The sequence below is a fragment of the Paraglaciecola marina genome (assembly GCF_004360155.1).
Lineage (GTDB): Bacteria > Pseudomonadota > Gammaproteobacteria > Enterobacterales > Alteromonadaceae > Paraglaciecola > Paraglaciecola marina.
Map to the genome: position 1 here is coordinate 188,830 of NZ_SAIS01000004.1, position 22,998 is coordinate 211,827.

Consider the following 22,998-nt stretch of genomic DNA (forward strand, 5'->3'; position numbering starts at 1 on the left):
GCCCCAAAAGCCCACAAAAGATTCAAAATCTAGTTGATAGCGTTATGATGCTTAAGGCGATGAATTAATACGAGGGGCTTTACGATTTATTTACGCTTTAACAAACCCCATACAAGATTAAATAATCATGAACTTAATGCTTAGAATCGTCATTAACTCTCAACAATTTATGTATTTCAGGTTCTTTTTCGAGAGCAAACTCATACTCTGTAAATACAGATTTCACATAATCTTGGTTGTAATGAAAATCCAATGCCTCTTGGCTTTCAAACGTTTCAACTAGCACTAGGGTATTATTGTTTTCGGTAAATAATTCAAAGCGTTTACATCCTTCCTCTAGGAGAGTGGGGGCTAATATTTCTGTTATTAGCCTGCGGCAATGTGCAAATTTTTCTGGTTTAGGTTGGATAAATGCAACAATATCAATCATGAGAACCTCAATTTTGTAGTGAGAAAAGCCGTAACCTTAGATACGGGTTTGGTTAAAATAAGCGCTGTAAAGAATGCTGCAGGCCAAGCGTTGATGAACGCTATCATCCAGTAGTTCAAAAAGTCTGATACCAAGCCTAGATTGATAAAGGTCACCCACGCAGACATCAGTAAAGACAAACAAAAAGAAAACAAAAATGTAAAAATAAATCGAACCATTGCTCGTACCTATTTAGCGATAGAATAGATGCTAGGTTATAGAAATTAGAATTTTCTAGAACAAGGTTTTTGGAAACTTAAGTGTGAGGAATTTGACATGTTAGATGATTTTTTGTTGTTTGTAGAAGTTGCCAGAAGGGGCAGTTTTTCAAAAACAGCCAAAGTACTTAGGTTAACGTCACCGACCTTATCAAAACGGATTAGCTTTTTAGAAGACCGCTTAGGCACTCCTTTATTTATTCGCTCTTCTAGGGGCTTATCATTAACCAGTTACGGCCAAGATATGTTCGAGAAGTATGCCAATGAGGTACTCGAAATAAATAATGCATTGCTTGTAAAAGATACTTCTTTACCTAGCCGATTTACCCTACATTGTCCGCAAAACCTAATGCAAGGCCCACTCTATAGTGCCTTATCACAATTTGTTGCCTTACCAGAACTTGCCGCTACAGATATTACTCTAGAGCCTGCAAACGCCAATGTACTGCTTAGTCAAACATCGTTTGATATGGCTATTCGCGTAGGTAAACAGAAAGATTCTGCTTATTATCAAAAGGCTGTTGGAGAAATAGCTGTAGCATTAGTTTGCTCAAAAGCTTGTTTATCAAAGGAGGTGTTAGTTACCCCTTATGATAAGTTTCCCGAACACAATAAAGCCTTACAAAATACATATAACGACTTCACAAGAACAATAAAAACCAACGACATCACAGTCGCCAGGCTCATGGTGCAAGATAAAATGGGTGTGGGTTTACTGCCCATGACAGAAGTACAACAATTGCTTGAAGACTCAAAAGGCGAATATGAGTACATGTCTGACATACTATTCAACCGCCCCGTATATGCACTTTGGCCAAATACCCAAGTGCCCACTGGGACAGCATCATTATTATTAGATGTGTTACGTGTGAGTAAACCTACTGCGCTAAACGGCCAACTATTAAAGCTTTAAGCTAAATCATAACATTCAACTATAAACCTGCTTATTAGCTGAATTAATGCCTAAAAAAGCCATAATAAACCTTGTATGGATTACTAGGTTCAGGCTTTCTTAGTTACATACCTATAAAACAAGGATCAATTCACCCGCCATGGTGGGTTGAGTCTGTTTTCGCCAGCCCAATACAACTTAATTTTATTACCCGACGGGTCAAATAATATGGCCTCGCGCCAGAGGTAGGTTTGGTCTGTGGGTAACTGCTTAAACTCTATTCCTTTAGCTATTAATTGCTCTACCCATGCATCTAAAGCTTGATGCTCAAAGTAGATCACTGCGCCATTTTCAGCGTTCTGATCCAATACTAGTGAAAAGCTAGCCTCACCTTCAGGGCATTCAAACCGTGCATAATGGGGCGTATCTACTATTTGATTAAATCCTAACGTTTTATAAAAACTAACGGCTTTGGGCATATCTGCCACCGGTAAGGTAACTTGGTTTAGATTCAACTTATCTTCCTTAGTGATTAAGCAAACTATAATTTTGCGTATTTAGTGTTTAAGTTTTTGTTTGGCAATGCGCAAAGCATGTTCCCGGAGCGCTTTTAGCTGAGGGCTTTCGGTGTGCCAATAATGCCAAAACAATGGGGTTTCTATTACATAATTAGGCTTTAAGTCTACTAATTCACCGTTATTTAGTGAATTTCCAATTTGTAACTCTGGTAATAAACCGTACCCTAGCCCAGCCACTATCATTTGTTTAAAGCCCTCAGAAGATGGGCACGAATGAATGTATTTAGGCTCGCCGTACTTAAAGTCTTCTAGAAAGTCATGCTGCAAGGTATCGTTTTCATCAAACACTAGACATGGCAGTTGTGATAAGTCTGCATCAACCCCGTATTTTTGTACAAAATCTGGGCTTGCCACCGCCTTATACGGCAGCGCCCCTAACCTATCAACCGAGCCGCCATTCACTGGCTCTGGGTTAGAGGATATACATATCATCACTTCACCTGCTTTCATTCTATTTAAGGTTATAGACTGATCTTCTACCACCAGCTCAAACTTCAACTTACCTACCACAGAAGACTCTGGCACAGCTAAAGCCTCTGGCAACCAAGTTGCGAGAGAATCGGCATTAACAGCAAGTCGCACTGTTAGCGGTTTGTCGTAATGTGAGTCTTCAGCAATACTCGTCATGCCTAACGCCACCTCTAGCTGCATAACTTGCTGTAAGTGATTCAACAACCTTTGCCCAGTTAGGGTTAGTTTAGGAGGTTGCGAGCGCACTAAAACTGGCTCTCCTAGAATAGACTCAAGCTGGCGTATTCTTCTGCTCACAGCGGACTGCGTGATAAAGAGTTTTTTAGAGGCTTTCTCAAAGCCTTTCTCAGTTATAACAGCAGATAATGCTTGTAAAAGTTGATAATCAATCATAATTTTAATTCATGTAGCAGGATTTATATTCATTATACTACTGATGATACAGAAGATATTATTGCTGTCATTGATATCTTCTGGGTGCAGCGGGTTAACTCCTTGCCCTATTTACCACACAATTAAATATAGGATTTAAATGGGCTCTTTTTTTTCTGGGATCATGCTTGGCTTGAGCTTGATTGTCGCCATTGGGGCGCAAAATGTATGGGTCTTGAGTCAGTGTATGTCGGGCGCCAACCGTTTAGTCATTGCTCTGGTATGTATTTTTTGTGATGCCTTGCTTATCATAGTAGGAGTATTTTCGGCCAACGAAATTAAACTACTGATGCCATCACTTATACCCTGGTTAACCTATGCTGGCGTAGGGGTGCTCTTATACATAGCATTTGGTTCTGCAATGCGTGCAATTAGAGGTAACTCTGGTTTAAAACTTCAGAAAAGTAAGGCGAAAAACTGGCAACTAACTGCCCTTGCAGCTTTTGCCATATGTTTATTAAACCCACATGTTTACTTAGACACTGTGGTATTACTAGGAAGCCTAGGGGCTTTACAGCCCAGTCCGGCTTTATTTGCAGTGGGAGCTTGCGTAGCTTCTCTCTTTTGGTTTGGCAGCCTTGCGGCTTTTGCCCCAAAACTAAAAGTGTTACTTAGCTCACCTACACGCTGGAGAATATTTGATAGTCTAATGGCCATCATTCTAATATTCATGGCACTACAGCTTTGGACCATGGCTTAGATCAGCGAATTAATATTGTGGTTTAGTATTATTCAAAATGAACGATGATGATGCTTTGACTTTAGACTCGTATTCTTTAATTTTTTCATTAGCTTTGTAATCTAATAAAATCATAGGGTTACAATTAACATAGCCATCGACTTGTGAGATTATGTTTTTAATTGCTGCAGGTGTATAGCCATGCTCATATTGGGTCTCACGCAGTTTCATCGACTTGAAATTAGGACTTTTACATAATTCCATTGCTCTTTTAGTAAACGTTGCATGAGCAGCAGGAAAGTCAGTCCAAGGTGCAAAATTGGTTTTTGAAATAATAGAGAAAAGACCATCATCTACTTTAAAATCAGAAAATCCTCCTCCAAACGGATTTTCTCCTTGTTCTTGGTTATTGTGATATGAAGATGTACAACTAGTTAATATTAAAAAACAAAAAAGGCACCTAATGAGCTTCATATGCAATCTCCGTTTGTTGAAAAGAAGTGAATTGATTTCAAGGCATATATTGTGAGTTAACAAAGTAAATTTATTTAATCACTTCAAAATCAGCAAAGCGAATAGAATCTTGCTCATTAACTAACATATGCTTGCTTTTTAGAGAGCGATAAAAACCCCATTTAGGCCTTACAAAATGATCTTTTTGTGTGCCACGCCACATGTCTAAATTTTCCGATTGATAAGTCAATACGATTTGTCTATCAGACATGCGTTTAACTGTGATATCTAATGCGCCATTATTACCATAAGTCACTGTACACTCAGCCTCTAACCATACCTCTGCAACCTCTGGCCAAAGAGTCTTATCTAATATCACGGCTTTTTTTATTGGCGCATGGGACAAAGCTAACCATCTGTCACCACGATAACTTCTCGCTGAAATCGTTAAAATAGGCATACCAATACCATCGTCCACCGACTTTAATTGAAAAAAGTGACTAAAATTTTTAGAAAGCGACATATCGGCTTCAAGCTTGAACTTCCAGCGGTACGTCATGGTTTCACCTTCAAAGCCTTTTAAACTAGCTTTAGACCCCCCGTAAGCTTTTATCTCATTACGCTGTCTGTCATTAAATTTAATATATTTATCTCTGTCTTTATCTAGATCGCGGTGCAATACAAATACAAAGTGATTACCTACTATATGGTCGGTATCTTCATAAATATGTTTTTCACTAGGATGATTATCTGGGTATAAATCGGGTGATTCAATCGAACGTTTGCCGCCAAAATTCTGAATTAACTCGTAGGCCGTTAACCCTTGATTAGGCCCGTCAGCTTTTAAGGTAGAAACCATAGGAGTTGAGAGCACAAAAGTACTGAATGCCAAAGATATGAGTAGCAGTAAAATATTACTCATAAGCCTTTAATGTATCTAAAATTTCTTTAGATAGCGTCTCATATGAACTGAGAATAGAGCCTGATAATTGTTTGGGGTTATCAAAGTCTGGATCAGGCTCCATCACAATTTCAAAAATAGAGTACTCAGGCATTACCTCTTTGTTTACCCACTTTACATCTTTTAGCTTTTGCCAATAGCTTAGTTGCACGCCTTTTGTTTGTCCCAGCAACCAAAGCTCAAAGTGGGCCTTATGATGATTAAGTACAATTGCCAACTTGAGTTTGTGTTGTTTTAGATAAACGTTTTGCAGGTAAAAATAAGTAAAGTCTATGTAACCGTGCAGCACATTAGCTACCGACAGCTCACCTTTGTATTGTTTGTGAAACTCCGTTCTAAGGGCTTGAACTATACCAACCAAGCTTTGATAGGTTTGCTGAATCTCACCACTTGCAAAAGCCTTTTTGTAGGTCGGAATACGTGCAGCTAGACTTTGTTTTGACATCTCTACCCTCTATTTTTATTCAAAACCAACAGGACTATACTCGAGTTACATGCCCTTATCTTGTTGATATTTATATAAGCCTTTTAAGGCATTATATAAGCCAGCAGCCATAGTAAAATCATGACTCTCATTATCAAACACATCTAAATAGAGAATCAAATCACTGGAACGGTTGCGTAATATTGTTTGCGTTAAATTGTCATATACCTCTCGCATTTCGCCACTTTCAGTTCCAATATTAAAATAAAGAAAACTGCCAACACTGACACCTTTTATAACAGATTGCTGTGCCGCTGTAGCCGCTTCTCTTGCTCCCCACCACACCGCAGGACTAAACGCCAAGTGAGCTTGAAAAAGGTTTGGCCGTGAATGAAATGCGTGTACTACAAACAGACCAGCAATAGAGTGTCCAGCGACAACATTGTGATTGTTAGTACGATAAGCTTTATTGATGTGAGGCATGAGTTCTGTTTCGATATAATCTAAAAATCTATCTGCACCACCACCTTCACCGACAGGGCCCCTAGGATCCATATTTACCCTAGGTGCAAAATCTCGTAAGCGGTTTGTAGTGTTTACGCCAATCACTATATGTTCATTAGCACCATTAGAGCTGTGAAGATGTCGGTTCATACTATCTACAAGCTCAGTATTGATGCCGTCATCTAATACATAGAACACTGGATAAGTTTTGTTTTTGTTATTTGTGTAAGAAAGTGGCAGCTTTACGGTAATCTTAGTTTTTTCGTTTAGTACTTCCGAAAATATGCCATTAGTCACTTCTACATCAACAGCGGCAACCGCCATAGATACAAGACTAAATAGTAATAACAAAAAAACGTTCAAGACTAATAATTCCTTTCAAATATCTAGCACCAATGAGCAGTAAAGTACCCGCCAAGCTAAAAAGTGCTGCATTCTTAATGAAGCACTACAATTTTTTATTTTATGCTTTGTTCCTTGGGGCTATTTAAACTTGTACCATGATTCTCTACGGTAACAGGCGACACCCATTCCAATACCTAAAAGCACCATAAAATATTGATTGCTCAATATTCCCCAAATAAACGGAATGGCCGCAATAATGCTTGCATTAGCTAGCCTTTGCTTAGCTGAGTAATGAGCTTCTACCATCATCCCCTTTTTAATCAAAACCTTTTGAGCAATTAACAAAGCAATGGTAAGTTTTGATTTTTGAGACGTTTCAGTAGTAAACACGACATTGAGTCGATACTGCAGGATCAGTTTTAGCATGTTACTTAGGGGGCGTATAGAATAGCTTTTTAGTAAAAAAACCAAACTCACTATAATGAACAAGCTTATAGTTTACTGCTATTAAGCAAGCTAATTAAACTTACATACAAAACTCTCTGATATGCGGCTTTAGTTACTGTTTGCTGCCTAGCGCATCAATCAGTAACTCACCATCTTCTTTTGCAAAAGGCCCCTGTGGCCACTGCTCTAATAAGTCGAGTACCACTTCGCTGGGCCTACAAAGTTTGATACCTTTGGGGCTACAAACTATAGGCCGATTTACTAATATAGGTTGCTCTAGCATGGCCTCTAAGATTTCATCTTCGCTTACCTTTTCATCTAATAAACCTAATTCTTTTGCGGGAGATTTAGTCTTTCTCAATGCAGCTCTAGGGGTTAAGCCAGCTGTGGCAAATAAAGCGAGTAGTTGAGGCCGAGTCCAACCATGCTTTAAATAATCAATGACCATTGGCTCATAACCTGCCGCTTTGATAACAGCAAGTACGTTTCTAGAGGTGCCACATTCAGGGTTATGGTGTATTACTATCATCTTAGGGACCTGTTATTTATGTATGACTTTCCTTTCATAGTACCTAGCAACAATGACATTTTTGTCACACCTTTAAAAACTTTTTTGGACACCACCAAACCATTTACAAGCTAAGTAATTACCACAACAAATTAGGTAAAACCCCGAATAGTATCCGCTAAGACTTTAATTAATGATAATTCAAAGGTCTATGAAATTTTTTAAAGGATACTCCCAATGAAAACCTCAACATGGGCGAAAGAATTACAGAAAAGTTATCAAGGTATGGTAAATAACGTTGAAAAATTTGTAGTGAAGGAAGGAAAAAGCTTGCAAGAGGCTATCCATACTGCTGAAACAACACTTGAGAATGCCAAAGAAATAAGCCTAGATGCCATAAGAGAAGCAAGTAAGCATCTAAAAGACAATTTACGTATTTGGGTAGAAACAGCTGAAGAAATTAATCAAGCTTATAAAGATGAAATTAACTTTGATTTGGCCTTCGCAAGTAGCTCTTTTTCAGACAAATTCAAGAATATTGCTAACTCAAACACAGCTCAATTAATTGAATTTACAACAAAACTTAAAGAACAAGCCCAAACAGCAACGGCAGACTCACATATGTCTGTCCATGAAAAGCATAATCAATGGAATTCAGAGCACGCACTGTGGCTTGATGAAATCGAACTTTGGAAAAAAGACCATGACAATGCCCTAAAGAAATTAGTAATGATAGAAGCCGCATTAAAACAACATGAAAAGGCACTACTTGAGCATTCTCAGGTTATTAAAGCTCATAGCAATTTAGAACATAAGCATGAAATCGCTATCGCAGATGCTGAAAAAGACCCAAGTAATCAAACGTCACAAATTGCAGATGAAACACTACAAACACTGCACAGAAAGGAATCTCAAATACATGCACAGCATGCAGAGTTCCATCACGCAGCAAAAGCCAACCATTATAAAATAATGGCTATGGTCAATATGCTTTATAAGCAAACTCAAAAAACTAAATAAGGAATAAATTATGGCTAACAACACGCTAAAACTAGATTCTGAATCAAACATAGAAGCTATCAAAGTCGCTATTGCTAAAGGCGAGGAAAGCAAACTAAAAATGCTTTTAACTAATATAATTTTTGACGAATTACAAAAAGAATATTTGATTAAGTGGGCTGAGCATTGTAAAACGCCAAATATAGTAACCCTACTTAAAGCTGCCCCCGCTACGCCCTAATTATCAAAGTAAGTTTTATGTAGATATATAAATTACAGATAACTTTGCAGCCACATTTTTTCTATGGGTTGGGAGTACTTGGCTGCAAAAAATATTTTTAAAAACACTGATTTGAAAGGGCAGTTAGTCATTAGAACAGAGTAAACTTTAATTATTTGTTGGTCACTTATTCTCAAAATAATCATTTAAAAGGATCCAGTCTTTATAATGAGGCGAAATCCAGCCTATGTCTTTAAAGGCATTAAATATTCCATCTTCATTACTATTAGTCTGATTTCTATGACCACGAATATATGCCTGCAAGGCATCAAAGTAGTCTTTACTTTTTGAGTTGACCACAAAAACCCTAGTACCAGGTAAACTAAGCTTAAACCCATCTATTCGCGTTAACACTACCTCACCATCTAGATTGTAAACATATTTTTTATTTAGCGCGTTTGTCGTAAAGTCGGCTCTTTTTTTGGCAATCATATTGGGGATTTTACGGTGATTAGAAACTAAAACATGAGGTCTAGTTGTTAACTTACTCAACTCGGAGTCGTCTCTAATCCATTGGGTCGCAGTGATACTCGTAAGGTTCATGAGCTCATAAACACTTGTAATAGCTAATACTTCTGGCCTATTGGGAGCAGTGAAAAAACCCACTTCAAATTCACCTTGTCGCAGCACAGGATCCGAGAGCGACAGGTTGGTTTCTTTAAGCTGATTAATTACCGACGGGAATTCACTCATAGAAAAGGCATCGGCAACGCCCACTGAGAGCATTTTAATCGCTCTAATATTATTAGGCGCTTGTATAACCTGAATGGTATCTCCGAGTTTATTGAAACGGACAACTTCACAATGGATCAAAAAATCTAATACAGGTCGACCAAAATTAAACTCTTTAATCTTGGAAATAGGAATACATTTGTTGACTGGTAATAAGTAATCTCGACCATCTGTAAATGAAGGGTGCTCTTCCAGCAAGCCTTCTAGGCTTTTTAAAAAACCTATAGGTACCACGATTTTTATAGGCTTTGAGGTAACTGCTTGGGTTAGCGGGACAAGTAAGAAAGCCGTTGAGAGACAAAATAACTGTAAACTTAGTTTTACTGCCTTTGATACTTTTAACATAATCCGTGTCGTTTCAAATCTATAATTGGTGTAAAAAATATACCTTACCAATTATAAATTTGAATTCCTAATACAATAGCTTGTAAAGCTTTAGCTTTAGCTTTAATTAAACTATGCTCTTACCTTCCACAGCACTTTTTAAATTTACGGCCATTACCGCAAATACAAGGATCGTTACGGCCAACTTTTGGAGTATCCCGAGTACCTGGTGTTTTAGGAGGGCAGCAACTTGTGTTGGTGCAACCTGTGCTTGTTTCTTGCGGTGTATTTACTTTATTTGTTTCATTCATATCTTTAACACTTTTCTTAATACAACAAGCTATAAATTTTACGGCGGTATTTTGATTTTAATGGGTCGCCATCTGGCAATGCATTAATCATATCTAAGGTCAGTTTTTTAGCTTCACCAAAATTTAAGTCTTTTAGCAATACAGAAACAATAAGCTCTAACGCTTCTTCGGTTTGATTGGCCTGATGTAATTGCACTGCTAATTTTACTTTAAGCTCCAAGTCATCAGGATTGGCTACAAGCTCAGCTTGTAAGGCTTTAATTTCAGGAGACTCAGCGGCTTGTTCGGCTAATTCTATTTTACCTAAAATACTATTATACAGGGCGTCTTGATCAACTAAACCGATTGTCTCTAACAAAGCTTTAGCCGGTTTAATTTGACCCAGTTCTACTTGGCAATCAGCAAGTAATAACTTGATATCAGCACGGGTATCGTCAAGCTCATGGGCTTGCTTTAAAACGGTATAAGCTTGCTGGTAATCACCATTGGTCACCAAGTCAACAGCTTGTTGATACAAGCCATCTTCAGGTTTAGGTAGGTGTTTTTCAAAGCTGGCGATAATTTGTTCTTCGGTTTGAATACCTGCAAACCCATCAATAGGTTGGCCTTCTTTAATCAACATTACCGTAGGTAAATTTTGAATGCCAAATTGGCCAGCAATTTCTTGTTGAGTTTGACAATCAACTCGGGCATGAATGAGGCTATCACTAAACTTTGCCGCTACATTTTGTAATACCGGAGCTAGTTGCTGGCTGGGTTCGTAACCTTCCGCCCAAAACTCTACCATCACAACTTTAGTTTGTGAGTCTTGCAAGATAACTTGCTGGAAGTTTTCTGGGGTGATGTTGATTACACTATTCATATTGGTATCCATAGATATTCAGTTGAAAAGGGGATGGGGTCAAAAACGCTGATTTCAAGGAACAAGAAGTTATATATTCAATGTTAACATTAACCAAAAAGCGTGGTGAATTAAAAATTAATTTACTCATTCGTTGAATGAAAATAACTAGCTGGCCTTTCACATCTATATATTTCACTATTAGATAACAATATAGAGTTACTAAGGGGCAAAACTTGCTTGGTCATTGTAAATGTACTTCTTACATATTTTTTGCTGCACTTGTCTTGCTTCTATCTGCTTGTACTTCAAAGCCTTCCTTGATGCCTACACCTAATGTATTTCTTAATAAACCGTATTTAGAAAGTGATGTCCCCGTTTCACTTCGTGAAACAAGTATGAAGTTAATTTATGTCACTGACCGTGCAATTTCTCAGAAAGCGGGGCAAAACTATAACGCAAAACGTTCACCATCAATGGCTTACGGTTTAGCTAAGGTTAATTTTGAAGAGCCCTCATTACATTGGCATGAACTAGTGGCTCAAAGCAATGCCCCAAAACGTTCTGTTGATTTAAGTTATGTATTAGAACAAGTGAAGGAGTTAGGGCGCTATCCAGTGTCGCCATATAAGTTTCATAAGGTTCATGGTCGACTAGCGATTGATAAATCTGTTAAAGAAAAAAAGCAACACCATGAAAATAAATTTAATCAAATAGTCAATGAACAATTAGAGGGGTCGACAAAGAAAGACGTTATTCTATTTGTACATGGGTTTAATAACACTTTTGATGAGTCTGTTTTCACCCTTGCAGGAATTTGGCATTTTTTACAGCGTCAAGGGGTGCCTATTGTGTATTCATGGCCTGCTGCGGCTGGTGGTGTAACTGGCTACCTTGCGGATAAAGAATCTGGTCAGTTTACTATCTTTCATTTGAAAGAAACCTTACGGGCATTGTTCAACAACCCAAAAGTAGAAAATATACATATTATTGCCCACAGCCGCGGGACCGATGTAGTCACAACAACACTAAGAGAGCTTATCATCCAAAATAGAGCTGGGGGCGGAAACCCTAGACAAGATTTACGTATTGAAAACTTAATACTCGCTGCCCCAGATTTAGATTTTGGTATCATCAAACAACGGCTCATGGCAGAGCAATTTGGGCCTGCATTTGGAAAGATAACCATTTATACCTCTCAAGAAGATAGCGCACTTGGGTTATCTCAATGGTTAACTAACACTATTAGCTTTGGACGTTTAAACACGCAAGATATCAACCTCAACGAAAGGGAAGTGTTTAAAGCAGCGGGAAATGTAAGTCTAATCAAAGTGCCCACATCTAATAGTTTAATTGGCCATGACTACTTTCATAGTAACCCTGCGGTAAGCTCTGATTTAATTAATCTAATTTTATACAACGCTCACCCTGGTTCAGTAAAAAGACCCCTTATAAATATTGAAAATAATTTTTGGTTGCTTAATAAGAACTATTTAATTACTCATTGATGAAATAAAACCAGCCGCAGGCAATAAAAACGACTTACCTGTACACTAAAGTTTAATAACTAGGAGTTCAAGCAAGTTTTCCCATTTGATAATCCACAAATGCTTGGTTTATCTCTTCTCGGGTATTCATGACAAAAGGGCCACCTCTAGCAATAGGTTCATTCAAAGGTTTACCTGCAATCAATAAGTACTTAGCCGCACTTAAAGCATTAATTTCAATTGTATCGCCATCGGTTAACACCACAAGATGGCCCTTAAGAATGGTTTCTTGAGAGCCAACAAGTTGAATTTCACCTTGGTATACATAAATAAAACTGTTGTGTCCTGCTGGGATATTTTCTGTGAAAAGCCTATCAGGCTGTTGTTGCACATCCCAATAAATGGGGTCCACAAATGGGTTATCAATAACACCCTTTGTGCCATTTTGAGTTTGCCCAGCAATCACGGTAAGGCTCAATCCTTGGCGAGTTTCCACTGAGATATCATTCCGTGTTTTCTCTTGGTAAGCCGGCTCAGTCATTTTATGTGACTTGGGTAGATTCACCCACAATTGAAACCCGGCTAGTAAATCATCTTGTTGCTCAGGCATTTCCGAATGAATGATACCTTTACCGGCAGTCATCCACTGTACGCCACCAGCCTCAATTATGCCTTCATTGCCAACACTATCTTGGTGGCGCATCTTGCCAGCTAACATGTAAGTTACAGTTTCAAAGCCTCGATGAGGATGCGGTGGAAACCCTGCAATATAGTCTTGTGGCTGATCAGAGCCAAAAGCATCTAACAATAAAAAAGGGTCAAGCATATTGATATAAGGAGTACCAATAATACGAGTCAATTGCACCCCAGCGCCATCTGAAGCTGGGAGCCCTCTAAACACCTGTTGAACATTTCTAAATTTAGCCATTTAGGGGCTCCTTTTTTCAAATTAAAAAGTATGGACGATTAAGTTCATTGCGAGTGGGTAAGTATGTTATCGCTGACTAAATCTATTTTAGTCGCATCTACGACAGTAACGTCTGTGATCCCGATAAAGCCCATTACCTGCTTTAAGTAAGGAGTCGCTAGGTCCATTGCACTGCCAATTGGTACACCACCTGAAGCCATAACCAAATACACTTTTTTATTTTTTAGTAATCCCTCTGGACCATTTTCGGTATAACGAAAAGTGACGCGAGCACGGGCAATTAAGTCAATCCAAGCTTTAAGCACGGCAGGTACACCAAAATTATAGATAGGTGACCCGATAATAACTTCATCGGCATCTTGCAGTTCTTTCACTAGAGCATCGGAGAATGCTAACGCTTCCTTCTGAGGCTGCTCTCTTAGCTCTGGGTCAGTAAAGTTTGCGCCAATCCACTGCTCATCGATAAAAGATAAACCAGAGGCTATGTCCCGTTCATTTATTTGCAAATTTGTATGCTGATTTTTAAGTTCTGTGATTAACTTTGCAGACACTTGTCTGGTTAAAGAATCTTGGTAACGACCGCTGGAATTAATTGATAAAACTGTTTTCATTTTTGTATTCTCCAATAAAGTTTAAGGAATGATTCTGAACTGACAGCTATATTACTGTTGATTTGAGAAAGAAAAACAATCTAAAATCAAAATCATTGTTCTTAAATTATGAACAATAGTGCTAGGCTATTTATTATAGCTAGGTGAAAAAAGCAGGATAAAGTGCGAATGAATCAATTTGAAGATATGCAGACCTTTGTGCGTATTGTCGAGGCAGGCAGTATTACCAAAGCCGCAGAGCAACTAGATATAGTGAAATCAGCGGTGAGCCGCAAGTTAACCGAGTTAGAAAAGCGTCTAGGTGTTACTTTGTTAACCCGCACAACTCGCTCGCAAACCTTGACTGACTCAGGCCGCAGTTACTACCAAGAATGTATTCGTATCATAGAAGACTTAGCCGAAGTTGAATCAAGCATAAAAGATGAGCATTGTTCATTCGCAGGTAAAATTAGACTTTCAGTACCCTTTTCCTTCGGGCTTAAACACCTAGCCCCAGCTCTACGCCAATTTAACGATGCGCACCCCAATATATTTTTTGATGTGGATTTTAACGATCGAAAAGTGGATTTAATAGAGGATGGGTACGATTTGGCCATCAGAATTTCTAATTTGGCTGACTCTAGCCTAATAGCCAGAAAGATAACCTCTATGACCCCTGTTTTATGCGCTAGCCCCGCTTATTTAAAAAGGTATGGTGAACCTAAAGTCCCTAGCGATTTAAATAATGGACATGTTCGCTTAAGGTACAACCTGATCCCCGATGCTTGGCGGTTTACTTCAGTTGATGGTGCAGAAGTGACAATCAAAATCCCTGTTACAGTGAGCTCAAATAATGGCAGCTACTTATGTGAAGAAGCCATTGCCGGCAGAGGCTTACTGTTAGGACCAGACTTTATTTGTTATCAAGCCATAAGCGCCGGGCAACTAATACCGCTATTTCGTGAGCAACTAAAAGGTAAGGCTGTTAATGCCTATGCAGTTTATCCTAAGACTCGGCATCTATCGCAAAGGGTCAGGGGACTTATCGATTTCCTAGCTAAGTACTATGGAGACACTCCTTATTGGCGAGTTAATTAATTACTCTCGGAGTACTTTTTGTCGCCCATCCAATACTTGACCAAACGGTTCAGTTTATCTAATCTCACGTGCTTAATGGCTCACGCAGTTGTTAAGAATTTTAGCTACAACACAAAAAATAAACATAATATTTAAGAGAGATGAACATGTTAAAAGCTATACCAACTTGCTTGGCTTTGGCTATTTCGCCTTTAGCTTACGCTGACGATATAATTGCAGAGCAAAATTTTAATGGCCTATCTTCAGATGGCACATACACCACAGAAGCCGTAACCGATGGTACCGCTTTAAGTAACACTGGCGCATTTAATATTGGAGGTGATGACCTAGATTTTCAAACCTATTGGTTTGACAGCCGCAGTGTAGGCGATGGTCCAATTGATACCTCTGAAGGTTCAGACGGTAGTGATTTTATCGGTGTGAATAGTTATAACGCCACTAATTCACCCGATGTAAGTGCAGCAGGTGTGCCTATAGCAGATGGGATAGAGCATAACTTTGAATTTAATGACACAGATGGCCGCTTAGATGTTGTTTTCGAAGAAGTAGATGTAAGCGGTTACGAAAACCGTCAGCTTACAATTAACTATTGGATAAATGAAGACACCTTCGAAAGCGATGACTTTTTTACAGTATCTATCTCAGATGGCACATCTAATATAGAGCTTTACTCTGTTAGTGAAACGGTTTTACAAAACTTATCTAATGGAGACGCTGGTGTAGCCTCTGAATGGCAAACATTAACCGTCGATTTGGATGATCTTATCTCTACCAACAGCTTAGGTGAGACCTTAACTCTAACGGTAAGTGCAGACATCAACTCTGGTAATGAAAACATCTTTTTTGACGATGTCCTATTTTCAGCTTTAAGTTCTGAAGAAGAGGAAGATGAAGAAGAAATCGAAGAGCCAATTGAAATAGGCGCATGTTTTGCCACTGACTCTGAAGGCTTAGCGTATATCAGCGCGGTTCAAGGTTCTGATACGGCTTCTCCATTGGATGGCTCAGAAGTTATAGTAGAAGGTGTTGTGACAGGTCTTCGTGACAATGGATTCTTCATGCAAGAAGAAGTCTCAGATGAAGACCAAGATAGCAGTACATCTGAAGGAGTTTTTGTTTATTACACTGATACTTTACCGACTGTTAATCACACTGTGCGAATATTAGGAACAGTAGACGAATATTACGACCTTACCCAAGTAACAAGTGTTACTAGTTTATTAGATTGTGGCGAAACCACTGCATCTATTACCACAGCTAATGTGTCCTTTCCAATGGCTGAAACAGACGACTTAGAGCATTACGAAGGCATGATGGTAAGTGTAAGCGACCTCACTGTTTTCGATACTGATACCCTATGGCAATATGGTGAGCTTGGATTGAGCAATGAGCTTAAACGCCAACCAACTGATCTTAATGCTCCACTTACGGCTGAGTACGAACAACAAATTATAGATAACGCTGCCAACATTATTTATGTTGAAGATGATAACTCCAACAGTTACCCAGATACATTAAGCTTTTTCAGTGACTTTAGTTATACCAATGCCATTGGTGTAGGTGATACTGTCACAGCAACTGGACCACTAAACTACTCATTCAGTAAATACCGTATAAATGCCACAGCAGCAGACTTCACAGTGTTAAGCGCCCGTGAAGCATCTCCTAGCATTGATGAAGGTGACGTAAAAATTGCAACTTTCAATGTACTGAATTACTTCAATGGTGACGACGACGGTAACGGTGGTGTGACATTTGATTATGACGCTAACCGCGGTGCCGAGAGCGAAGAAGAGTTTGAGCTACAAGAAGGACGAATCGTAGAAGCAATTGTTGCAATGGATGCGGACGTTATCGGCCTAATGGAAATTGAAAACGATGGGTTTGGTGACGATAGCGCAATTCAATCCTTGGTTGATGCGGTTAACGCCGAACAGTCAGATGATAATGCCTATAGCTTCATCACCACTGCTGACGATAGCTTAATTGGTACAGATGCCATTGCAGTAGGCTTAATTTACCGTGCATCTGTTGTTACGCCATCAAGCGAAGCAATTAAAATTGATATGCCATCACAGTTGTTATCTGATGACACTAGTTATGCACAAATGCGCGTATCTTTATTACAAAGTTTCACCCATGACGAAAGCGGTGAGTCATTTGCAGTAGTGGTTAACCACTTTAAGTCTAAAGGGTCAGGATGTTATGAAGATTCTGTAGAAACAACAGATATTGACAGCATTCAAGGTAGTTGTAATGCGCTACGTGTATCAGCAGCCGTGACTTTAGGTGATGCCCTAGAAGCCGCTGATTTACCAGACAGAGTGATGATTTTAGGTGATTTGAATGCATACTCAGCTGAAGATCCTCTTGCCGTACTAACTGATTACGATCCAGCAGAGCGTGGATACACTATCACCACAGCAGCTCGTACAGAGTTAGATGAAGGTGCTTCGGTAGACGTTACCACAACCTATGGTTATGAAAACGTAGCTGAAACCTTTGACGCCGATGGCTTCTCTTATTGGTATTATGATTCTATGCAAGTGGGCAGTTTAGACCACATTTTAGCTAGTAGTGCATTTATGGATGACATTGTTGATGCCACACACTGGAACATTAACTCAGTTGAAGTTTACCAACTGCAATACGACCAAGCTCTAAGCTACTACAGTGTTGAAGATGGTTATGCCTTTACTGACCTTGGCCCATATAGAAGCTCAGACCACGACCCTTTCATCGTATCTGTAAGCTTTGCCGCTGACGAGCCAGAAGAGGAACCTGAGGACGATGACACCTCATCTAACAATGGTTCAGGTGGTTCAACTGGCCTAGGGTTCTTATTACTAGGCTTAGCCGCCTTGTTTCTTCGTAGAAAAGTAACTCGTTAACATGACATGATGTGAATCATGTTTAAAAAAGCCACATCAATCAAATTGACTGATGTGGCTTTTTTTCACCTGATGATTATATGAATTGTCGCTAATTAGACATTCGAACTGAACCCGACATGTTAGTTTAATGTTAGTATTTTTACGGACAGTTCATTATGACTACACGCACACAACCCCCATTCACAAACTTTGCTGAGTTTTATCCTTATTACTTGTCAGAGCATAAAAACAACACTTGTCGACGCTTACACTTTGTTGGTTCAGCATTAATTTTAATATTAGTTGCTTACACTTTAGTAACTGCTCAGTGGTCACTGTTATGGTTTTTACCCGCTTTAGGTTATGGCTTTGCTTGGGCTGGACATTTCTTTTTTGAACACAACAAACCCGCAACGTTTAAACATCCTTTTTACAGCCTATTAGGTGATTGGGTCATGTTCAGAGATATATTATTTGGAAAAATTCCGTTTTAAGGTATTTTGAGATTAGCCATTTCTTTAGTTAGCCCTTCTATAAAACCAAATAATCCCTCAAAAAACCTGTGTTTTTTTAAAGTCAATATGGTTTGACTAAAAAAAGTACAAATATCTTTGATTTGGAGCCTTTTCAAGCTCACAAAAAAACCGTAAACTTGCGCCCCTTTTTGACATGACGAACATTTTTTGCACGATTTAAATAAAGGCAAACAACTCCTTATATGATGCAGATAGGTCCGCATAAGTTAGAAAACAATTTAATGCTCGCGCCAATGGCTGGAGTAACTGATCGCCCGTTTAGACAATTATGTAAACGTTTAGGTGCGGGCCTAGTGGTATCAGAAATGCTTTCTTCTAATCCTAAGGTTTGGAACACAGATAAGTCCAAACAACGTATGGACCATGAAGGTGAAGAAGGCTTACGTTCTGTGCAAATTGCCGGGTCTGATCCCGTGCTAATGGCACAAGCGGCACAATTTAATGTTAAAAACGGGGCACAAATTGTTGATATCAACATGGGATGTCCCGCTAAAAAAGTAAATAAAAAGTTAGCCGGTTCAGCTTTATTGCAAGACCCAGCTCTGGTTGAAAAAATCATTCAGGCGGTGGTTGCAGCAGTAAATGTTCCGGTTACTTTAAAAATACGCACAGGTTGGAATGTCGAAAATCGCAATGGCTTGTTAATAGCTAAAATTGCACAGGACAACGGCATTCAATCATTAGCGGTGCATGGTCGCACCCGAGCCTGTATGTACAAAGGCGATGCAGAATACGACACCATTAAGGCTATTAAACAAGCTGTGTCGATACCTGTTGTCGCCAATGGTGATATTACAGATGCCCTTAAAGCTAAGTATGTTCTGGAATACACCGAAGCAGATGCTGTAATGATTGGTCGAGGCGCCCAAGGTCACCCCTGGATTTTTCGAGAAATCTTACATTACCTGCAAACAGGTCAAGTACTGGCTGCCCCCAGCATTGAAGAAGTGAGTAGCGTATTGCTAGAACACGTCGCCAATGTTCATCAATTTTATGGTGATTTTATGGGATGCAGAATCGCTCGCAAACATGTGGGCTGGTATTTGGCAGAAAAAGATCAGCAACGGCTGTTCCGTGCAAAGTTTAATGTTATCGAAGATGCAAGGCAGCAACTCGATGAATTGGCGGTGTACTTTGATAGATTGGCAGATGAACAAGCAACTACGTCCTCGGACGCGCTTGCTTCAACTGCTGTATGATAACGACTAACTTAAAGAGCAAGATTTCTATATGTTCGAACAAAATGTAACTTCTCCTTTTACCACTACGGTAACGACTCCTTCGCAAACTCAGGCTCAAAAACCTTTGCGTGATTCTGTAAAACAAGCTGTGAACAAATATCTTAAGCAACTTGATAACACTAACATCGAAAACTTATACGAGTTAGTTATGGCTGAAGTAGAAGCGCCAATGCTAGAAGAAATCATGACCTTCACACGCGGTAACCAAACCCGTGCGTCAATCATGTTAGGTATCAACCGTGGTACACTACGCAAGAAATTAAAACAGTACGGCATGAACTAAGTCAGTCTGTATATAAAAGAGCACCTCATGGTGCTCTTTTTGTTTGTAAAGACTATGACCAAATAGTCAAGTAAACCCTATCTTCGTATTTTGGCTTTAATTAATAGTGGAACCAGCATGCAAAACGATTCACCAGTAACACCCATCCGTAGAGCACTTCTCAGCGTATCTGATAAAACAGGTTTATTAGAGTTTGCCCAATTTTTAGCGAGCCAAGGGGTAGAGTTGCTATCTACTGGGGGTACCGCAAAGTTACTTAGCGACAACGGATTAACAGTTATTGAAGCCTCTGATTATACAGGCCACCCTGAAATCATGGACGGCCGCGTGAAAACCTTACACCCTAAGATTCACGGTGGAATTTTAGCTCGTCGTGGTCAAGACGAACAGGTCATGGCAGATAACAATATTCAGCCAATCGATTTGGTGGTAGTAAACTTGTATCCGTTCGCAGCAACGGTTGCTAACGACGATTGTAGCTTAGAAGATGCTATTGAAAACATCGATATCGGCGGACCGACTATGGTGCGCGCCGCAGCTAAAAATAATAAAGATGTGACGATTGTTGTAAACGCTAAAGATTACGCACGCGTAACAAAAGAAATGCAAGCCAACAGCAATGCCGTTACCCAAGCCACACGTTTTGATTTAGCCATAGCTGCCTTTGAGCATACTGCTGAATACGACGGCATGATAGCTAACTACTTTGGCACCATGATTGAAGAAAACGAATGTGAAACAGGTTGTTGCGAGCCTGAGTACAGCCAGTTCCCACGTACTTACAATATGCAATTCACTAAGAAGCAAGATTTGCGTTACGGTGAAAACAGCCATCAAGAAGCAGCGTTCTATGTTGAAAACAACATTCAAGAAGCCTCGGTTGCGACTGCGACTCAGCTACAAGGTAAAGCGTTATCTTTCAACAATATCGCCGATACCGACGCAGCCTTAGAATGCGTTAAAGAATTCGATGTACCTGCTTGTGTTATCGTTAAACACGCCAACCCTTGTGGTGTAGCTTTAGGCGACGACATATTAGCCGCTTACGAACGAGCCTTTAAGACAGACCCAACCTCAGCCTTTGGCGGCATTATTGCCTTTAACCGCGAGTTAGATGCAGCAACCGCCCAAGCAATTGTTGACCGTCAGTTTGTTGAAGTGATTATCGCACCAACGGTTAGTGATACAGCTGTTGAAGTGGTCGCAGCTAAGAAAAACGTGCGTCTACTAGCATGTGGTGATTGGCAAGGACAATTAACCGAAGGCCATGACTTTAAACGTGTTAACGGTGGTTTATTAGTTCAAGACCGTGACTTTGGCATGGTTGAACAAGAAGACTTAGAAGTTGTCACTAAAGTAAAACCTACTGAGCAACAGCTTAAAGACCTAATGTTCACTTGGAAAGTCGCCAAATACGTTAAATCTAACGCCATAGTTTACTGCAATGACAGCATGACAATCGGTGTAGGTGCAGGCCAAATGAGCCGTGTTTACTCAGCCAAAATTGCCGGTATCAAAGCTTCTGACGAAGGGTTACAAGTTGAAGGGTCGGTTATGGCATCTGATGCATTCTTCCCGTTCCGAGATGGTATTGATGCCGCTGCAGCAGCGGGTATTAGCGCGATCATTCAACCCGGTGGCTCAATGCGTGACCAAGAAGTAATTGATGCCGCAGACGAACATGGCATTGCTATGGTCTTCACTGGTATGCGTCACTTTAAGCATTAAAGGCTATTTTGATGAAAGTATTGATTATTGGCGGCGGCGGTCGCGAACATGCTCTAGCTTGGAAAGTAGCGCAATCTAGCAAAGTTACTCAAGTATTTTTAGCACCAGGTAATGCTGGAACGGCCCTTGAAGATAAATTAGTCAATGTTGATGTAGGGGCCGAAGATGTGCCTGCATTGCTAGCATTTGCTCAAGAAAACCACATGGACTTAACCATAGTTGGCCCAGAAGTACCTTTAGTATTAGGCGTGGTTGATGCGTTTCAGGCTGGAGGTTTAGCCATCTTTGGTCCTTCTCAAGCCGCTGCACAACTTGAAGGCTCTAAAGCCTTCACTAAAGACTTTTTAGAACGTCATAAGATACCCACTGGCGACTACCAAAATTTTACTGAAATAGACCCAGCTATTGCTTATGTGCAGCAAAAAGGCGCACCTATTGTTATTAAAGCTGATGGTTTAGCAGCGGGTAAAGGCGTAATAGTCGCGATGACACTAGATGAAGCTGAAGATGCGATTCGCGATATGTTAGCGGGTAACGTATTTGGTGAAGCTGGTAGCCGTGTAGTCATCGAAGAGTTTTTAGATGGTGAAGAAGCTAGCTTTATCGTTATGGTTGACGGTAAAAACGTTTTACCTTTTGCCACTAGCCAAGATCACAAACGTGTCGGTAATGGCGACTCTGGTCCAAACACAGGCGGCATGGGAGCTTATTCTCCAGCACCCGTTGTGACTCCAGAGATTCATAAACGTGTAATGGAAGAAGTCATTTATCCTACCGTGAATGGTATGGCAGCAGAGGGAAATACCTATGTTGGCTTCTTATACGCTGGCCTGATGATTATGGCTGACGGTACACCTAAAGTCATTGAATACAATTGCCGCTTTGGTGATCCTGAAACTCAACCTATCATGTTGCGTTTACAATCTGATTTGGTCGAATTGGTTGAAGCAGCCCTTGATGGCAAACTTGACCAGATTCGAGCCGCTTTTGACCCCAGAGCATCGGTAGGTGTGGTACTTGCCGCAGGTGGTTACCCAGGCAGTTACAACAAAGGCGATGTGATATCTGGCCTAGAGCTAGGTAATAACGAAGCTAAGGTGTTCCATGCTGGCACTAAAAACATTGACGGCAAGGTCACAACTAATGGTGGCCGTGTACTTTGTGCTACCGCTTTAGGGAATACAGTGACCGAAGCGCAACAAAACGCTTATGAACTAGTAAAAACCATTAGCTGGGATGGCATGTTTTATCGTGATGATATTGCGTACCGTGCTATTGCCCGAGAGCAAAGTTAAGTACCAGTGAGTAAATTCATTATAAACAAAAAGCGCTTCGGCGCTTTTTGTTTATCTACCCAACAAGTAAA

General features: G+C 39.9%; 27 protein-coding genes. 12 read left to right on the forward strand and 15 right to left on the reverse strand.

The features are described 5' to 3' along the window. Positions 1–133 precede the first annotated feature (133 nt). The gene (locus tag EOK74_RS10130; protein WP_133469886.1) at positions 134–430 is read right to left on the reverse strand and encodes a putative quinol monooxygenase; all 297 of its coding nucleotides are present in this window, start codon (positions 428–430) and stop codon (positions 134–136) included. After that, positions 427–648 (reverse strand): DUF2798 domain-containing protein, encoded by a 222-nt coding sequence (locus tag EOK74_RS10135; RefSeq protein WP_133469887.1) that lies wholly within the window; start codon positions 646–648, stop codon positions 427–429. Before EOK74_RS10135 ends, EOK74_RS10130 begins: the two co-directional genes overlap by 4 nt. Before the next feature lie 97 nt (positions 649–745). Between EOK74_RS10135 and EOK74_RS10140 the strand changes: the two genes are divergently transcribed. Continuing rightward, complete coding sequence (locus EOK74_RS10140) at positions 746–1,600, forward strand: LysR family transcriptional regulator (protein WP_133469888.1); 855 nt, start codon at positions 746–748, stop codon at positions 1,598–1,600. A gap of 125 nt (positions 1,601–1,725) precedes the next feature. Here the strand turns inward: EOK74_RS10140 and EOK74_RS10145 are convergent, their stop codons facing one another. Together EOK74_RS10145 and EOK74_RS10150 are read right to left on the reverse strand one after the other, a co-directional pair. After that, positions 1,726–2,094: a VOC family protein gene (locus tag EOK74_RS10145; protein WP_133469889.1), complete on the reverse strand. Its 369-nt coding sequence runs from the start codon at positions 2,092–2,094 to the stop codon at positions 1,726–1,728. A gap of 42 nt (positions 2,095–2,136) precedes the next feature. Beyond that, the gene (locus EOK74_RS10150; RefSeq protein ID WP_133469890.1) at positions 2,137–3,021 is read right to left on the reverse strand and encodes a LysR family transcriptional regulator ArgP; all 885 of its coding nucleotides are present in this window, start codon (positions 3,019–3,021) and stop codon (positions 2,137–2,139) included. 139 nt (positions 3,022–3,160) lie between these two features. On the opposite strand from EOK74_RS10150, the gene EOK74_RS10155 reads away from it, so the two are divergent. After that, positions 3,161–3,760: a LysE/ArgO family amino acid transporter gene (locus EOK74_RS10155; RefSeq protein WP_133469891.1), complete on the forward strand. Its 600-nt coding sequence runs from the start codon at positions 3,161–3,163 to the stop codon at positions 3,758–3,760. A 9-nt stretch (positions 3,761–3,769) separates the two neighbouring features. On the opposite strand, the gene EOK74_RS10160 is transcribed toward EOK74_RS10155, so the two are convergent. From EOK74_RS10160 to arsC, 6 genes are all read right to left on the reverse strand, one after another. Then, positions 3,770–4,213 carry a hypothetical protein gene (locus EOK74_RS10160; protein WP_133469892.1) on the reverse strand — a complete coding sequence of 148 codons (444 nt, stop codon included), beginning with the start codon at positions 4,211–4,213 and terminating at the stop codon, positions 3,770–3,772. Between the two features lie 70 nt (positions 4,214–4,283). Further along, the gene (locus EOK74_RS10165) at positions 4,284–5,114 is read right to left on the reverse strand and encodes a hypothetical protein (protein ID WP_133469893.1); all 831 of its coding nucleotides are present in this window, start codon (positions 5,112–5,114) and stop codon (positions 4,284–4,286) included. Next, a complete protein-coding gene (locus EOK74_RS10170; RefSeq protein WP_133469894.1) occupies positions 5,107–5,598 on the reverse strand; it encodes a DUF7000 family protein in 492 nt (163 codons plus the stop codon). Before EOK74_RS10170 ends, EOK74_RS10165 begins: the two co-directional genes overlap by 8 nt. Before the next feature lie 45 nt (positions 5,599–5,643). After that, positions 5,644–6,444, reverse strand: coding sequence for an alpha/beta hydrolase (locus EOK74_RS10175; RefSeq protein WP_239024075.1), 801 nt, complete (start codon positions 6,442–6,444; stop codon positions 5,644–5,646). Between the two features lie 120 nt (positions 6,445–6,564). Beyond that, the gene (locus EOK74_RS10180; RefSeq protein WP_133469895.1) at positions 6,565–6,852 is read right to left on the reverse strand and encodes a hypothetical protein; all 288 of its coding nucleotides are present in this window, start codon (positions 6,850–6,852) and stop codon (positions 6,565–6,567) included. Positions 6,853–6,985: 133 nt separating this feature from the next. Continuing rightward, positions 6,986–7,402, reverse strand: a complete 417-nt coding sequence (arsC, locus tag EOK74_RS10185) for an arsenate reductase (glutaredoxin) (protein ID WP_133469896.1) — start codon at positions 7,400–7,402, stop codon at positions 6,986–6,988. 216 nt (positions 7,403–7,618) lie between these two features. Between arsC and EOK74_RS10190 the strand changes: the two genes are divergently transcribed. Continuing rightward, positions 7,619–8,401 (forward strand): hypothetical protein, encoded by a 783-nt coding sequence (locus tag EOK74_RS10190; protein ID WP_133469897.1) that lies wholly within the window; start codon positions 7,619–7,621, stop codon positions 8,399–8,401. A 10-nt stretch (positions 8,402–8,411) separates the two neighbouring features. Continuing rightward, positions 8,412–8,621 carry a hypothetical protein gene (locus EOK74_RS10195; protein ID WP_133469898.1) on the forward strand — a complete coding sequence of 70 codons (210 nt, stop codon included), beginning with the start codon at positions 8,412–8,414 and terminating at the stop codon, positions 8,619–8,621. A 162-nt stretch (positions 8,622–8,783) separates the two neighbouring features. Here EOK74_RS10195 and EOK74_RS10200 read toward each other — a convergent pair whose 3' ends face one another. From EOK74_RS10200 to EOK74_RS10210, 3 genes are all read right to left on the reverse strand, one after another. Next, positions 8,784–9,737, reverse strand: a complete 954-nt coding sequence (locus EOK74_RS10200; RefSeq protein WP_133469899.1) for a hypothetical protein — start codon at positions 9,735–9,737, stop codon at positions 8,784–8,786. Between the two features lie 119 nt (positions 9,738–9,856). Beyond that, the gene (locus EOK74_RS21280) at positions 9,857–10,027 is read right to left on the reverse strand and encodes an SEC-C metal-binding domain-containing protein (protein ID WP_133469900.1); all 171 of its coding nucleotides are present in this window, start codon (positions 10,025–10,027) and stop codon (positions 9,857–9,859) included. Between the two features lie 16 nt (positions 10,028–10,043). Further along, entirely contained in the window at positions 10,044–10,889 is an 846-nt protein-coding gene (locus EOK74_RS10210; RefSeq protein ID WP_133469901.1) for a thioredoxin family protein, read from the reverse strand. A gap of 302 nt (positions 10,890–11,191) precedes the next feature. Between EOK74_RS10210 and EOK74_RS10215 the strand changes: the two genes are divergently transcribed. Beyond that, positions 11,192–12,376: an alpha/beta hydrolase gene (locus tag EOK74_RS10215; RefSeq protein WP_133469902.1), complete on the forward strand. Its 1,185-nt coding sequence runs from the start codon at positions 11,192–11,194 to the stop codon at positions 12,374–12,376. A gap of 67 nt (positions 12,377–12,443) precedes the next feature. Here EOK74_RS10215 and EOK74_RS10220 read toward each other — a convergent pair whose 3' ends face one another. Then, on the reverse strand, positions 12,444–13,283 hold the full coding sequence (locus EOK74_RS10220) for a pirin family protein (protein ID WP_133469903.1): 840 nt from the start codon (positions 13,281–13,283) through the stop codon (positions 12,444–12,446). Positions 13,284–13,327: 44 nt separating this feature from the next. After that, complete coding sequence (locus EOK74_RS10225; RefSeq protein WP_133469904.1) at positions 13,328–13,894, reverse strand: FMN-dependent NADH-azoreductase; 567 nt, start codon at positions 13,892–13,894, stop codon at positions 13,328–13,330. 168 nt (positions 13,895–14,062) lie between these two features. Between EOK74_RS10225 and EOK74_RS10230 the strand changes: the two genes are divergently transcribed. The 7 genes from EOK74_RS10230 to purD all read left to right on the forward strand — a co-directional run bounded on the left by EOK74_RS10230 (position 14,063) and on the right by purD (position 22,927). After that, on the forward strand, positions 14,063–14,971 hold the full coding sequence (locus EOK74_RS10230; RefSeq protein ID WP_133469905.1) for a LysR family transcriptional regulator: 909 nt from the start codon (positions 14,063–14,065) through the stop codon (positions 14,969–14,971). A gap of 146 nt (positions 14,972–15,117) precedes the next feature. After that, complete coding sequence (locus EOK74_RS10235) at positions 15,118–17,862, forward strand: ExeM/NucH family extracellular endonuclease (protein ID WP_133469906.1); 2,745 nt, start codon at positions 15,118–15,120, stop codon at positions 17,860–17,862. Between the two features lie 158 nt (positions 17,863–18,020). Next, positions 18,021–18,338 carry an Mpo1-like protein gene (locus tag EOK74_RS10240; RefSeq protein ID WP_133469907.1) on the forward strand — a complete coding sequence of 106 codons (318 nt, stop codon included), beginning with the start codon at positions 18,021–18,023 and terminating at the stop codon, positions 18,336–18,338. A 227-nt stretch (positions 18,339–18,565) separates the two neighbouring features. Beyond that, on the forward strand, positions 18,566–19,579 hold the full coding sequence (gene dusB, locus EOK74_RS10245) for a tRNA dihydrouridine synthase DusB (protein WP_133470032.1): 1,014 nt from the start codon (positions 18,566–18,568) through the stop codon (positions 19,577–19,579). Between the two features lie 31 nt (positions 19,580–19,610). Continuing rightward, positions 19,611–19,904, forward strand: coding sequence for a DNA-binding transcriptional regulator Fis (gene fis / locus EOK74_RS10250; protein ID WP_133469908.1), 294 nt, complete (start codon positions 19,611–19,613; stop codon positions 19,902–19,904). Positions 19,905–20,021: 117 nt separating this feature from the next. After that, the gene (gene purH / locus EOK74_RS10255) at positions 20,022–21,632 is read left to right on the forward strand and encodes a bifunctional phosphoribosylaminoimidazolecarboxamide formyltransferase/IMP cyclohydrolase (RefSeq protein WP_133469909.1); all 1,611 of its coding nucleotides are present in this window, start codon (positions 20,022–20,024) and stop codon (positions 21,630–21,632) included. Between the two features lie 11 nt (positions 21,633–21,643). After that, entirely contained in the window at positions 21,644–22,927 is a 1,284-nt protein-coding gene (gene purD / locus EOK74_RS10260) for a phosphoribosylamine--glycine ligase (protein WP_133469910.1), read from the forward strand. The last annotated feature ends 71 nt before the right edge of the window (positions 22,928–22,998 follow it).

What these genes read in the sequence shown, in the direction of transcription:
- EOK74_RS10130 (WP_133469886.1), bottom strand. Translation starts at nt 430, where the DNA reads ATGATTGATATTGTTGCATTTATCCAACCTAAACCAGAAAAATTTGCA.
- EOK74_RS10135 (WP_133469887.1), bottom strand. Translation starts at nt 648, where the DNA reads ATGGTTCGATTTATTTTTACATTTTTGTTTTCTTTTTGTTTGTCTTTA.
- EOK74_RS10140 (WP_133469888.1), top strand. Translation starts at nt 746, where the DNA reads ATGTTAGATGATTTTTTGTTGTTTGTAGAAGTTGCCAGAAGGGGCAGT.
- EOK74_RS10150 (WP_133469890.1), bottom strand. Translation starts at nt 3,021, where the DNA reads ATGATTGATTATCAACTTTTACAAGCATTATCTGCTGTTATAACTGAG.
- EOK74_RS10155 (WP_133469891.1), top strand. Translation starts at nt 3,161, where the DNA reads ATGGGCTCTTTTTTTTCTGGGATCATGCTTGGCTTGAGCTTGATTGTC.
- EOK74_RS10160 (WP_133469892.1), bottom strand. Translation starts at nt 4,213, where the DNA reads ATGAAGCTCATTAGGTGCCTTTTTTGTTTTTTAATATTAACTAGTTGT.
- EOK74_RS10165 (WP_133469893.1), bottom strand. Translation starts at nt 5,114, where the DNA reads ATGAGTAATATTTTACTGCTACTCATATCTTTGGCATTCAGTACTTTT.
- EOK74_RS10170 (WP_133469894.1), bottom strand. Translation starts at nt 5,598, where the DNA reads ATGTCAAAACAAAGTCTAGCTGCACGTATTCCGACCTACAAAAAGGCT.
- EOK74_RS10180 (WP_133469895.1), bottom strand. Translation starts at nt 6,852, where the DNA reads ATGCTAAAACTGATCCTGCAGTATCGACTCAATGTCGTGTTTACTACT.
- arsC (WP_133469896.1), bottom strand. Translation starts at nt 7,402, where the DNA reads ATGATAGTAATACACCATAACCCTGAATGTGGCACCTCTAGAAACGTA.
- EOK74_RS10190 (WP_133469897.1), top strand. Translation starts at nt 7,619, where the DNA reads ATGAAAACCTCAACATGGGCGAAAGAATTACAGAAAAGTTATCAAGGT.
- EOK74_RS10195 (WP_133469898.1), top strand. Translation starts at nt 8,412, where the DNA reads ATGGCTAACAACACGCTAAAACTAGATTCTGAATCAAACATAGAAGCT.
- EOK74_RS10200 (WP_133469899.1), bottom strand. Translation starts at nt 9,737, where the DNA reads ATGTTAAAAGTATCAAAGGCAGTAAAACTAAGTTTACAGTTATTTTGT.
- EOK74_RS21280 (WP_133469900.1), bottom strand. Translation starts at nt 10,027, where the DNA reads ATGAATGAAACAAATAAAGTAAATACACCGCAAGAAACAAGCACAGGT.
- EOK74_RS10210 (WP_133469901.1), bottom strand. Translation starts at nt 10,889, where the DNA reads ATGAATAGTGTAATCAACATCACCCCAGAAAACTTCCAGCAAGTTATC.
- EOK74_RS10215 (WP_133469902.1), top strand. Translation starts at nt 11,192, where the DNA reads ATGCCTACACCTAATGTATTTCTTAATAAACCGTATTTAGAAAGTGAT.
- EOK74_RS10220 (WP_133469903.1), bottom strand. Translation starts at nt 13,283, where the DNA reads ATGGCTAAATTTAGAAATGTTCAACAGGTGTTTAGAGGGCTCCCAGCT.
- EOK74_RS10225 (WP_133469904.1), bottom strand. Translation starts at nt 13,894, where the DNA reads ATGAAAACAGTTTTATCAATTAATTCCAGCGGTCGTTACCAAGATTCT.
- EOK74_RS10230 (WP_133469905.1), top strand. Translation starts at nt 14,063, where the DNA reads ATGAATCAATTTGAAGATATGCAGACCTTTGTGCGTATTGTCGAGGCA.
- EOK74_RS10235 (WP_133469906.1), top strand. Translation starts at nt 15,118, where the DNA reads ATGTTAAAAGCTATACCAACTTGCTTGGCTTTGGCTATTTCGCCTTTA.
- EOK74_RS10240 (WP_133469907.1), top strand. Translation starts at nt 18,021, where the DNA reads ATGACTACACGCACACAACCCCCATTCACAAACTTTGCTGAGTTTTAT.
- dusB (WP_133470032.1), top strand. Translation starts at nt 18,566, where the DNA reads ATGCAGATAGGTCCGCATAAGTTAGAAAACAATTTAATGCTCGCGCCA.
- fis (WP_133469908.1), top strand. Translation starts at nt 19,611, where the DNA reads ATGTTCGAACAAAATGTAACTTCTCCTTTTACCACTACGGTAACGACT.
- purH (WP_133469909.1), top strand. Translation starts at nt 20,022, where the DNA reads ATGCAAAACGATTCACCAGTAACACCCATCCGTAGAGCACTTCTCAGC.
- purD (WP_133469910.1), top strand. Translation starts at nt 21,644, where the DNA reads ATGAAAGTATTGATTATTGGCGGCGGCGGTCGCGAACATGCTCTAGCT.